Origin of the sequence: Pseudoalteromonas sp. S408, from assembly GCF_005886645.1 — a bacterium.
Taxonomy (GTDB): domain Bacteria; phylum Pseudomonadota; class Gammaproteobacteria; order Enterobacterales; family Alteromonadaceae; genus Pseudoalteromonas.
The window spans coordinates 73,308-86,103 of the sequence record NZ_PNDY01000014.1 but is presented as its reverse complement, the minus strand read 5'-3'; the positions used below and the strand labels follow the sequence as shown (position 1 = coordinate 86,103).

The window sequence follows — 12,796 nt, the reverse complement described above, 5'->3', positions numbered from 1 at the left end:
TTTGTATATTAGAGGGTACTATGGATAGTTCGGTTATTATTGAACAAAGTGGGATAGAATTTGGTACATCGGGCGCACGTGGCTTAGTTACCAATTTTACAGACGAGGTATGTTTTGCGTTCACGTTGGCATTTTTAAGTACGCAAAACAATGTAAAGCGCATTGCGATTGCGATTGATAATAGGCCGAGCAGCCCAGCTATGGCGCAAGCGTGTATTAGTGCGGCTACACAAGCCGGTATTGAGGTTGACTACTTTGGTGTTATACCCACGCCGGCACTTGCATATACTGCGCAAATTGCACAGGTACCCGCCATTATGGTTACCGGTAGCCATATACCGTTTGACCGTAATGGGCTAAAGTTTTACACAAACACCGGTGAAATAACCAAGCAAGACGAAACAGCCATTATTAGTGCCAGCGTACCAGTTGAAAATAGTGACCTTTTACCTTTGCCTAATGCCGATACCCGCGCATTCGATTTATACATAAAGCGTTACCTAGATGTTTACGCTAGTGATTTATTAAAAAATAAAAAAATTGGTATTTATCAGCATTCAAGCGCTGGCCGAGATTTATACCCCGTTTTATTTAAAGCACTTGGCGCCGACGTTGTATGCTTAGGTTATAGCGATGAATTTGTACCCATAGACACCGAAGCCGTAGCCGAAACCGACCGCGCACAGGCCCGCAAGTGGGCAAGTGAGCATAAGTTAGATGCGCTTTTTTCGACCGATGGCGACGGCGACAGGCCCTTATTAGCCGACGAAAACGGCGACTACTTTACAGGCGATGCTTTATGTTTATTGGCAGCTAAAAGCTTAAATATTGAGGCGTTAGCTATTCCGGTTAGTTGTACTAGCTCGGTTGAATTAACTGGCTACTTTAATACTGTAAAACGCACAAAAATAGGTTCGCCTTATGTAATAGCGGCCTTTGCCGATTTAATGAATAACTATTCTGCTGTTGCGGGTTTTGAAGCCAATGGCGGATTTTTGTTGGCGGCTAATATTTTAATTAATAATAAGCCATTAATTAGCTTACCAACACGCGATGCGGTATTACCTGTTTTGGCAACGTTAACATTAGCTAACGGGGCTAATTTATCTGATTTAAATAGCTTATTGCCGCAGCGTTTTAATTACAGTGATCGTTTAAAAAATATTACCAAAGCACAATCGGCCCCATTAATTGAGTTAGGTAAAAACAACCCAGCTGAGCTAATGGTTACATTATGCTTAAACGAATACAGCGTAAGTAAAGTAGATACTACCGATGGGGTAAGGTTAACTTTAACCAGTGGCGACATAGTACATTTACGTCCTTCGGGTAATGCGCCCGAGCTACGTTGTTACACCGAAAGCAGTAATGCAAGCAATGCAAAAGCACTGGCTTTAAATGTACTTAACAAAGTACAAAGCTACGTAGAGCATACGATTAGCTGAGTTAAGCTGTTTTATAATGTTATTTTTATGCTAAATGAGGATAAAAATTCATTTTTTATAAATATAAATTTATTTTTTACTTTTGTTAATTAATTTAATAAGTTAAAAGCACCTTTGTTTTTTAATACTAATTAGCTAGGTGTTTTGGCTTATTTTTATTGTATATAACTGATTAATGCTTTATATTAACGATAGCTTAATGTTTACAAATTTATACAAAACTAGAGGGACTTTAGTGTGGTTACTTCAAGGACGTTTAAGCCTTCGGGCTCTTCTGATGCCAATTTTTATCGATTGTTTGACTTACTTTGCCTTTTTTTAGCGTTTCAGCTTTCATCCCTTATTTATTCATTTACCTTTAATACTGCCTACTTGGTTGCAGTGCTTTTTGTTGCTGTGGCTTACATGTATTGCGCCGAATTGTTTTCGGCTTATCGTTCGTGGCGAGCGGGTAAGTTTAGAAGCATGGTGTTGTGTGCATGGGGCTCGTTAACTATTGCGTTTTTATGCCTTTTTGTAATTTCGTTTATGTTTAAATTTACCGAAACCTATTCGCGCATTGGTTTAGGTGTTTGGTTTTTATGTAGCACGCTGTTTTTATATGCATGGCGCTTAACGGTGTTTTTATACAAGCGTAACCGCCGTAAATTAGGCATGAACTTACGTAATGTTGCCATTGTAGGGGCTACCGAAAGCGGTGCGTACTTATTTACCGAAATAGATAACAACGACGAGCTCGGCTTTAAATTTAAAGGCTTTTTTGACGACCGTAAGCCAGAGCGCCTAAGCGATAAACTGGCTATTGATAGTGTTGAAGGTAGTATACAAACAGCTGTTAATGCCGCAAAAGCCGGCGAGATAGACATACTATATATTGCACTGCCATTAAAAGCCGAAAAACGTATTGCCGACATTTTAAAACAATTGGGCGACACCACGGTAGATGTACACATAATCCCCGATTTTTTGCTCTCGAACCTTATACATGCGCGCATAGAACATGTTGGCGAGGTAGACACATTAAGTGTATTTGAGTCGCCTTTTATTGGCGCGCACGAATTTATTAAACGCACCGAAGACATAATAGTAGCCAGCCTTATTTTATTACTTATTTCGCCATTGTTAGTGGTTATTGCTGCCGCTGTAAAAATAACGTCAAAAGGGCCTGTTATATTTAAGCAAGACCGCTACGGGCTTGATGGCAAAAAAATTAAAGTATGGAAGTTCCGCTCTATGAGTGTGACCGAAAATAGCCATGTTGTTACGCAAGCCACTAAAAACGATGCACGTGTAACACCCTTAGGTGGTTTTTTGCGCCGCACTAGCTTAGATGAGCTGCCCCAGTTTATAAATGTACTAAAAGGCGATATGTCGATTGTTGGGCCACGCCCGCATGCAGTAGCCCATAACGAGGAATACCGTAAAAAGGTCGACTTTTATATGTTTAGGCATAAAGCAAAGCCGGGAATTACGGGCTGGGCACAAATTAATGGGTGGCGGGGCGAAACCGACACCTTAAACAAAATGACCAAACGTGTAGAGTACGATTTACATTACATTAAACATTGGTCGCTGTGGTTTGACATAAAAATTATTTTTTTAACAATATTTAAGGGATTTAAAAATGCAAACGCTTACTAACCCCGTTAAAGGTTTACTATTAGTTGCAAGTATGGGTATAGCAACGCCTGCAATGGCTGAGCTAACCCCGGGCAGTGTTATGACCAAAGATGGCGCACAAATAACACCTACTTTAACCACGGGTATTAGCAGTAACGATAACTTTTTTAGTACCCCAACCGACGAAGAGTCGCGTTTAATTTGGACTATAGCGCCAAATGTTGATGCACTAATAGAAGACGGTGTTAACTACTATAACTTTAACGTTGCAACCAGCACTAGCATACACAATAAAGACAGCGCCGATAATTTTACCCAAGTTAATTTAAGTGCTGCAACCCATAACGAATTTACCAGTAAGCACAGGCTTGACTTTAACGCTACAGCCGATTGGTTGTTTGAGCCACGTGGTAGCGGTTTAACCGAAGGCCTAGGCGATGCCGTAAATGAGTTGGTTGAATACCAACAACAAAGCTTAAATGGCCGCTACGAATTTGGCGCCGAAAGTTCAAAAGCGCAAATAGCATTATTGGGTGGGGTTTTTAATAAAAAATACCAAAACTTTAGAGCTATTTCGCAATTTCGTGACTACGACAGAACTACCCTAGGTATTGTTGGTTACTACAATACACAAGCCGCTACACGTACCTTTTTAGAGCTAAAACAAGAAGACTACCGCTACGATGTAATAGACGCTAATGGTATAAGCCGTGACTCAGACGACGTAAGAGTATTGTTTGGTATGGAGTGGGATGCAACGGCACTTACATCGGGCTCGGTTAAATTAGGTTACCAAAAAAAGGATTTTGCTGCCGAACAGCGTGAAAACTTTAGCGGTATTAGCTGGGAGGCGGGCGTTACTTGGCAACCACTTAGTTACTCGTTTGTTGACTTTAGTACTAGCCGCGCCGCAAAAGACCCATTAGTTGAAGGCGATTACATTCGTGAAAGTGTATACCGTGCAACATGGACACACGATTGGAACGACCAACTAAGCACAAGTGCTGGCCTGTCGTACACCGACGAAAAATACGTAGGTGAAATTGGCCGTAAAGACAAAACCAGCAATGCTAACTTTGCAGTAAGCTATACCACAAACAGCTTTGGTATGGTTTCGACTTATGTTGACTTTATTGATAAAGACTCAACCCAAGACGCACTAAAGTTTGACCGCATGGTTGTAGGCATTAACTTTACATTTGCACTAAAGGCTAATTAATGAAATTTGGTATTTTTATTACTGGTTTATTTATAAATTTAGTAATGGGTAATCTTGCGCATGCTGCGCAAGATTACGTTTTAGGCGCGGGCGACAAGGTTGAAATAAAAGTATTTGGCCAGCCCGACCTAGAAGTAACCGCGTTATTGGGTAACAGCGGAGAAGTAAGTTACCCGTTTTTAGGTAAAATTAAATTGGCCGGTTTAAGTACAACGCAAGTTGAAAACTTAATTACCCAAGGTTTAAAGCCCGACTACCTTGTAAACCCAAACGTATATGTACAAGTTACTGAATATCGCCCATTTTATATACATGGCGAAGTTAAAAGCCCCGGAGCATACCCATACCAACCCGCGATGACAGTAAACCAAGCCGTAGCACTAGCCGGTGGTTTAACCGAGCGCGCATCGCTTGATAAAATATATATATTTAAAGAGCAAACAAAGCAGCAGCAACAAAAAGGTAATTTAAATAGCCAAATTGCAGCGGGCGATACAATAAAAATAGAACAGCGCTTGTTTTAAGCAATTGTTAGGGCAGTAATAAATGAACCAAATAAACGAAAACCCACAAAGCGAAGAAGTCATAGATTTAAGTGCTTATTTAACTGTTATAAAGCGCAACAAATGGCGTATTTTAAGCTTTGCGCTAGTAGTTACCTTGTTAACTATTATGGTAACGTTAACGCTAATACCGCGTTATACCGCAACCGCTACATTGTTAATTGAGGCCGAACAAAGCAAAGCAGTAAGCTTTGATGAAGTTTACGGGCTCGACTCATCTAAAAAAGAATACTACCTTACCCAGTTTGAAGTTATTAAGTCGGACAGTATTGCCCGCGAGGTAATTACTAAGCTTGATTTAAAAGCCCATGCTGATTTTATCCCTAAGTCTTCTTTTATTGGTGAGGCCACTGGTTTTGTAAAAGGGTTGTTTCCTTTTTTAAATAAAGCTGATCAGCAACAACTTACTGAGCAAGAACAACAAGATCTACAAATGCTTGGCTTGCTTGAGGTATTTAAAGAAAGGTTAACCGTTTCGCCTGTACGTAAAACCCAACTAGTTAAAGTGAGTTTTGAGTCGAGCGACCCAAAGCTTGCCGCTTTAGTGGCTAATACCGTGGGCGAAGTGTACATAGAAAGCCAAATGCGCGCTAAAATGGGCATTACTCAGCAAGCGTCTAGCTGGTTAAATACGCGTTTGTTTCAGTTGCGTGTGCAACTTGACGACTCTGAAGAAAAACTTCAAGCCTACCGTGAAGCGCAAAAACTGGTAGATATTGAAGGTATTGCGGGTTTAGTAACCCAAGAGCTTGAGCAAACGTCTGAGCAATTAGTAACTGCCCGCACCGAAAAAAATAACCTACAAAGTATTAACCGTGTAATAAGTGAATACGGTAATAACAATTTAGATTTACTGGGCAGCATGCCCGAAATTACATCGCACAAAGTGGTGCAAGATGTAAAACGCGAAGTTATTTTAGTAGAGCGTAAAGTAAGTGAACTTAGCGAAGTTTACGGCCCTAAGCACCCTAAAATAATATCGGCAAAGGCAGAGCTTGCTACGGTTAAAAGTAACTTAAATAAGCAAATTAAAGGCCTGATTACCGGCATAGAAAAAGAGCTAAACCGTATTACGCGCACCGTTAGCGCCCTTGAAGCCGACTTAGTTAAAATACGCGCCGAATACCAAGAAATAACGCGTAAAGAAACCGCCTACAATCAGCTTAAACGCGAAGTTGAAACTAACCGTAATATATTTAATACGTTTTTATCGCGCTCACGCGAAACCGAAGTAACTAGCGACTTTAGCTCGGCTGCGGCCCGTTTTACCGACCGCGCATACGCACCAAAAGATCCAAGCAAACCAAACAAAAAACTTATTGTAGTATTGGCGTTTGTAGCAAGCTTTGGTTTTGCTGTGGTAATGAGCTTTGTGTTTGACGCACTTAACGATACTGTTAAAAATAAAAACGACGTTGAAAACAAACTAGCGCAACGTATGTTAGGTATTTTACCGTTTGTTAAAGTGCCTAAAAATAGCGTATTTGGTATTCATGCCTACTTTGACGAACATTACAGGCGTTTTGCTGAGTCGGTGCGTACGTTTCGTACCAGTTTATTGTTAACCCAGCTTGACCGTGAGCACAAAGTTATTGCCGTTACCTCTAGCTCGCCGGGTGAAGGTAAAACAACTACCTCTACCAATTTAGCGATGTCGCTTGCGCAAATGGGTAAAGTATTATTAATTGATGGCGATTTACGTAAACCCAGTATTGCAAAACGCTTTGATATACCGGTATTTCACCCTGGTTTAAGTAACCTAATTGTGGGTACTGAACAATTAAGCGAATGTATACACATAGACGAGCAGTCGGGCGTGACTATTATGCCAAGTGGGCAAATACCGGGTAACCCGTTAGAGCTGCTTTCGAGCAATCAGTTTAATGAGTTATTGGTAAGCCTAAAACAAACCTACGACCATATAATTATTGATACACCACCAACCCAAGCGGTGAGTGACGCATTAGTAATAGCGCAAAATACCGATTCGGTTATTTATGTTGTTAAAGCCGATTTAACACGCATTAAACCGATTAAAGCAGGTATTGAACGTTTGTTTGAATCTAAGGCGCATATTGCTGGGGTTGTTGTTAACCAAGTAGATATAACTAAGTCGAAAGAAGAGCATAATTATGGCTACTACGACTATTACGATTACACTCAGCAATCTGAAAAGTCGTAATTAACGGTTACTATGATAGATATACATTCCCACATATTACCTGGGCTTGATGATGGCGCTAAAGACTTGAATGAGTCTTTAGCGCTTTTAACCATGGCACAAGCCGATGGTATAACCCATATGGTAGCTACCCCGCATATTCATTTAGGCCGCTTTAATAATGCGGCTTCGCACATTTACGACGACCTAGCTAATTTAAAACACGCCGCCAGTGATGCAAATATTAATGTACAACTAGCAGTAGCCGCAGAGGTTAGGCTAGATGTAGAGCTAATGACTTTAGTTATGAGCAAAAAGCTGCCGTTTATTGGTAATGTAAATGGTGCTAATTACGTGCTGCTTGAGTTACCGCATTCGCATGTACCACAAGGGTTTGACAAGTTTATTAGTTGGTTGGCTAAGCAAAATATTAAAACCATTATTCCGCACCCAGAGCGTAACCGCGATATACAAGCTAAGCCTTTTTACATAGAGCGCTTAAAGCAATTGGGCTGCGAATTTCAGTTAACGGCTTCAAGCATTGAAGGCGAGTGGGGCGAACAGGCGCAAATTATTAGCCTCGATATGCTTAAAAATGGGTTAGTGACTTACGTTGCAAGTGATGCGCATTCGGTTAAACGTAGGCCGCCTATTTTAAGTAAGGCAAAAAGGATTGTTAGCGATTTAATAGGGGCCGAGCAAGCACAGGCGTTGTTTTATACAAACCCACTGCGTTTAACCCAAAGTTTATTTAACGGTGCGGTTAATGAGTAATAGCGCGGCCAAGCCAAATAAAGCGATTAAAATAGTGCAGGTAATTTTACTTGCACTAATTACTGTGGGTGTATGTTTAAGCAGTATTAATAGTATGCGCGCGAATGCGTGGTTTTTTAATGCTAAAAATACGCTGCAGGGGCTAAAAAGCCAAGTTGATAACACGGTAAATATTGAGCTTGCACAAACCGCTATTAGCCTTGCGAGTGAGCTTGACCCTTCACACCCTCATTACCATGAAGTTTTTGCCCATGTTAAGTTGCTGCAATTAAACCCGGCGAATACAGATGAGGCAATAGCGCATAATTTGCGTGTGTTAAAACAGGCTGAAGCTAGGCTGCTTGAGTCGGTTAAATATAGGCAAACCTGGGCCGAAACCTGGATTGCGTTGGCTAAGGTAGTGAGTTACCAAGAAGGGCCAACCGATCGTGTATTTGAGTATATTGAGCAGGCTAAACGCGTGGGCCCTTATAAAATAGATGTTCATTTAGGTGTAATAGAAATAGCCCTAATGAACTGGCAACAACTCCCTCCAAAATATAAAGCGTTATATGTTAACGAGCTTAAGTTAGCAGCTAAGCATGGCCATAAGTTTTCACGCGCTTTTGACATAGCTAAGCAGGTAGATGCTTTACCTATTTTATGTTTGTCGCTTAAATTTGGCGCTCATTTTGATCCCGTCAGAAACAGTTGGATGTTCAAAAAACAGTGTAAATAGGTTTTTTAGGGAAAAGGTTTTAGATGTTAGATTTCAGATATTAGATTTCAGATATTAGATTTCAGATATTAGATTTCAGATATTAGATTTCAGATATTAGATCTAAAACCATACCCACGAGATTAGAGCGAAATTGCTTGTATTTATTTGTAGACGTTTTGCTTGCTCACTTTAGAAGCGCAGCTTCTTGTTATTTATAACAATATGACCACCGAGAACACTGCGGCGCTGCGCGCTACACAGAGAAAACAAAGTTATAAACCCAAAAAATATTTACTAGCCTTAAATCACTTCTCCTTGTTTTCTCCTTCACTTCTCGGTGGTGACAAAATCACTTAGCAATGTACGGTGTTGTTGTATTGTAGGCGCCTTGCTTGCTGGCGCTTTATTTATAGATATGTAAAAGCGTTGCTTTTAAACGCCAGCAAGCTGCGCGTCTACGCTGTAAAGTTTAAGTTAGTTTTGTAGACGTTGAGCTTGCTCACGTTAGAAGCGCAGCTTCTTTTTCGGGGTTTTGAAAGACCATTTGCACAAAGAGAACAAAATGAGAAGACACTAGCCAAGCTGTTTAATAACTTTATTCGTCATTTCTTTAAAGCGCAGGGTACAAATAAAATACTACCACCGAGAACACTAAGGCGCTGCGCGCTACACAGAGGAAACACAAGTAATTTGGTAGTCACTTCTCCTTGTATTCTCCTTCACTGCTCGGTGGTGACAACATCACTTAGCAATGTACGGTGTTGATTTACTGTAGGCGTCTTGCTCGCTGGCACTTTATTTATAGATATGTAAAAGCGTTGCTTTTAAACGCCAGCAAGCTGCGCGTCTACGCTTTAAAGTTTGACTTTGCTTTGTAGACGTAGAGCTTGCTCACGTTGAAGCGCAGCTTCTTGTTATTTATAATTAAAATATAACCACAGAGAACACAGAGGCGCTGCGCGCTACACAGAGAAAAATATATTTAAATCCAAATTATTTACCTGCCCTTAAATTACTACTCCTTGTATTCTGCTTCACTTCTCGGTGGTGACAACATCACTTAGCAATGTACGGTGTTGATTTACTGTAGGCGTCTTGCTCGCTGGCACTTTATTTATAGATATGTAAAAGCGTTGCTTTTAAACGCCAGCAAGCTGCGCGTCTACGCTGTAAAGTTTGACTTTGCTTTGTAGACGTAGAGCTTGCTCACGTTAGAAGCGTAGCTTCTTGTTACTTATAAATAAAATATGACCACCGAGCACACTAAGGCGCTGCGCGCTACACAGAGAAAAATATATTTAAATCCAAATTATTTACCTGCCCTTAAATTACTTCTCCTTGTATTCTCCTTTACTGCTCGGTGGTGACAAACTCACTTAGCAATGTACGGTGTAAAATTGACTTTGCTTTGTAGACGTAGAGCTTGCTCACGTTAGAAGCGCAGCTTCTTGTTATTTATAAGAATATGACCACCGAGAACACAGAGGCGCTGCGCGCTACACAGAGAAAAATATATTTAAATCCAAATTATTTACCTGCCCTTAAATTACTTCTCCTTGTATTCTCCTTTACTGCTCGGTGGTGATTAAATTACTTGATTACTAATTAATCACAGAGCGACCCTTTGTGAATTTTATTTCACTGGTGTATTTAAGCAGGCAAAAAAATGCCCAGAGTGATTTAGGGAAACTCTGGGCTATAACGGGCTCTTTTGAGCCTTGCGTTAACAAAAAACTTTCTAATTCATAGGGAGAAGTTGAAAGTATTTTAAGTATAGCCAAAGCTCTTAAAATTACATATTTTTTGGTTGTTTTTTATACTGCAGCAAATACAGTTACTTAACTATGTTGTACACATTTTATACGCAATTTATGCGTATTTACTCCCACGTTATTAACTGTGTATTTTGAACCAGATCGCGTGGAAGTGAGTTTTTGATCTTATTTTTTTGCCATTTTCCTAGCCCAATGGGGCAGCCGCATAATGTTAATACCACTTCGCCTAGCTCTTTTGTGGGCTCGGCTAAGCGTACATCTTTACCATTAAAATAGTCGTTTGCTTGTTCGCTATTAAGCGCGTACGTGTTGGTTTTGCACGCGTTACCTAACACGGTGGCAAATTCGTGAGTGAGCCTTACGCCATTTTTATGAATAATGCCTATTTGAATACCTAAGCGGGCATATTTAATTTTGTTTTGAATGGCATCAAACCCCTGTGGGAATAGCCACAGTTCTTTGTCGCGCTGCATTAATGTGCCGGGTAGGCCTGTTAAACCAAAGTGCTTTTTAAGCTCGCTCATAAACGCGGTTGTTGGTTTTTTATCAAACTCAGTAAACGGAAACGCGCCTTTTTTGACTGTCTGATTTGGGTTGTTACAACTTGCATGCTTTTTAAATTTAGCAATAAAAAAGCCTTCGCTGTCGTATGTTTGCGGCCATACGTGCAAATAGCCCTCGGCCGTTGTTGCTTTGTCGGCTCCGGGAAATAAATCGCTGAGTGACTCGGGCGCTATAAACTCGCCAAATTCTTCAAGTAAAAATTCGCATACCTGTTGGTTTTCAAGCGGGGTGAGCGTACAGGTAGAATACACCAGCGTGCCGCCGGGTTTTAACGCGTAAAATGCGCTTTTTATTAAATCTTTTTGTACTTGAGCTATTTGAATATTTGATTCGATTGACCAATTTTTTAGTGCATCGGCGTCTTTACGTACCGTGCCTTCGCCAGAGCAGGGGGCGTCTAGCAATATGCTATCGAAACATTCAAACATGTAATTGCCAAATATAATGCCATCAAAGTGTGAAAGCGCACAGTTACCCACGCCCATGCGTTTTAAGGTGGCACTGAGTACTTTTAAACGCGACGACGAAAGCTCGTTTGCTACTAGCACCCCTTGGTTGTTCATTAGTGCTGCTAGCTGCGATGTTTTAGAACCCGGCGCCGACGCCATATCGAGCACGGTGTTACTTGTTTGTATACTTTGTTTAAGCGCGATTGGCGGTAGCATTGAGCTTGCCTCTTGCACGTACATTGCGCCGCTTAGGTGCAGGTCGGTATTGCCTAGGGCTAGGTTTTGCTCTTCGCTAATTGGGCGCTCTAGCCAAAAGCCTTCGCTACACCAAGGAATTGGCGTAAGTTGCCAATTTTTTTGTTCTGCTTTTTTAATAAAGTCTTCAACGGTTATTTTTAATGTATTTACGCGGATAGATTTTCTGAGCGGGCGACGACACGCATTTATAAAGTCATCTAACTTTAGGTGATTTGGTAGGTAGGTTTTTACGTCGTTTATAAAGTGCTCAGGAATAAAAGTATTGGCGTTCACGCGCTAGCTCGTACATTAAAAATAAAGCGCGATATTAGCATTTAAATAACTAAATTTCAGTGATAAAAACACCTCCAGTAATTATATGGTGCTGTCGACACTTTGTGGTTTTTAGGTATTTATAAACTATTTTATACATACTTTAGAATAATAGTGTCGACAATGAAGGTGTTTTTTAGTCTTTTTGTACAGTTTTAGGGTTGACATGTTTTTTTAATGCGCCCATTATGGCGATACAAATTGTCGACAATCTAAAAAATTAACTTATGACAGACTCATTTTTAAACGAAGCGCCTATTACCACAGCATCCGACCAGGTATTTGTAAACATGCGCCGTGAGATTGTTGAAGGCACTATTGCACAAGGTAGTAAAATTTCGGAGCCTGAGCTTGCAAAGCGTTACGGTGTAAGCCGCGCAACCCTGCGTGAGGCGCTAAACCGCCTAGAAAGCTGTTATTTAGTAGAGCGTAAAGCCAATGTAGGCTGCCGTGTAGTCGCCCTTACCGCTGAGCGTTTAATTGAAGTTTACCAAGTACGTAGCTCGCTTGAAGGGCTTGCTTGCCGTTTAGCTGCCGACAATATGGAGCCTGATGAAATTAAAGGCTTAAAACAATTACTGAATCAGCATTTACAAACGCAGCGTGTTAAAGAAGGCGAGTCGTACTACCAAGAGGCGGGCGATTTAGATTTTCATTACCGCATTATTAAAGGCAGTAAAAACGCACATTTGATTCATTTGCTTTGTAACGACCTGTACCAATTAATTCGCATGTACCGTGTGCAAATGGGTATGGCGGGGCCGCGGGTATCAAAAGCGTTTGACGAACATTTAGCTATTATTAACGCGATTGAAAACCACGACGGCGAACTGGCCGAAATGCTAATGAAGCGCCACATAAGCGCGTCGCAAGCCAATATTCAAACAAAATTTGATTTATACCAATCTGAATAACTGTTTACCCATACAGATTGGCAAAGCCGCTAAAAGCTAAAA

General features: G+C 40.8%; 9 protein-coding genes. 8 read left to right on the top strand and 1 reads right to left on the bottom strand.

The window, feature by feature from the left end:
- The first annotated feature begins 20 nt into the window (after positions 1–20).
- From CWB62_RS13040 to CWB62_RS13010, 7 genes are all read left to right on the top strand, one after another.
- Positions 21–1,445, top strand: coding sequence for a phosphomannomutase (locus CWB62_RS13040; protein ID WP_138530490.1), 1,425 nt, complete (start codon positions 21–23; stop codon positions 1,443–1,445).
- 237 nt (positions 1,446–1,682) lie between these two features.
- A complete protein-coding gene (locus CWB62_RS13035; RefSeq protein ID WP_138530488.1) occupies positions 1,683–3,086 on the top strand; it encodes an undecaprenyl-phosphate glucose phosphotransferase in 1,404 nt (467 codons plus the stop codon).
- Positions 3,070–4,284 (top strand): outer membrane beta-barrel protein, encoded by a 1,215-nt coding sequence (locus CWB62_RS13030; protein ID WP_138530486.1) that lies wholly within the window; start codon positions 3,070–3,072, stop codon positions 4,282–4,284. Before CWB62_RS13035 ends, CWB62_RS13030 begins: the two co-directional genes overlap by 17 nt.
- Positions 4,284–4,808, top strand: a complete 525-nt coding sequence (locus CWB62_RS13025; RefSeq protein WP_058406077.1) for a polysaccharide biosynthesis/export family protein — start codon at positions 4,284–4,286, stop codon at positions 4,806–4,808. The genes CWB62_RS13030 and CWB62_RS13025 overlap by 1 nt, the downstream gene beginning before the upstream one ends.
- Before the next feature lie 22 nt (positions 4,809–4,830).
- Positions 4,831–7,029 (top strand): GumC family protein, encoded by a 2,199-nt coding sequence (locus CWB62_RS13020; RefSeq protein WP_138530484.1) that lies wholly within the window; start codon positions 4,831–4,833, stop codon positions 7,027–7,029.
- A 12-nt stretch (positions 7,030–7,041) separates the two neighbouring features.
- A complete protein-coding gene (locus CWB62_RS13015; protein WP_138530481.1) occupies positions 7,042–7,782 on the top strand; it encodes a tyrosine-protein phosphatase in 741 nt (246 codons plus the stop codon).
- Positions 7,775–8,500, top strand: a complete 726-nt coding sequence (locus CWB62_RS13010) for a VpsP family polysaccharide biosynthesis protein (RefSeq protein WP_138530479.1) — start codon at positions 7,775–7,777, stop codon at positions 8,498–8,500. The genes CWB62_RS13015 and CWB62_RS13010 overlap by 8 nt, the downstream gene beginning before the upstream one ends.
- Positions 8,501–10,361: 1,861 nt before the next feature.
- Here the strand turns inward: CWB62_RS13010 and rsmF are convergent.
- The gene (rsmF, locus tag CWB62_RS13005; RefSeq protein WP_138528457.1) at positions 10,362–11,801 is read right to left on the bottom strand and encodes a 16S rRNA (cytosine(1407)-C(5))-methyltransferase RsmF; all 1,440 of its coding nucleotides are present in this window, start codon (positions 11,799–11,801) and stop codon (positions 10,362–10,364) included.
- Positions 11,802–12,067: 266 nt separating this feature from the next.
- Between rsmF and CWB62_RS13000 the strand changes: the two genes are divergently transcribed.
- Positions 12,068–12,754 carry a GntR family transcriptional regulator gene (locus CWB62_RS13000; protein ID WP_058405451.1) on the top strand — a complete coding sequence of 229 codons (687 nt, stop codon included), beginning with the start codon at positions 12,068–12,070 and terminating at the stop codon, positions 12,752–12,754.
- Positions 12,755–12,796 lie beyond the last annotated feature (42 nt).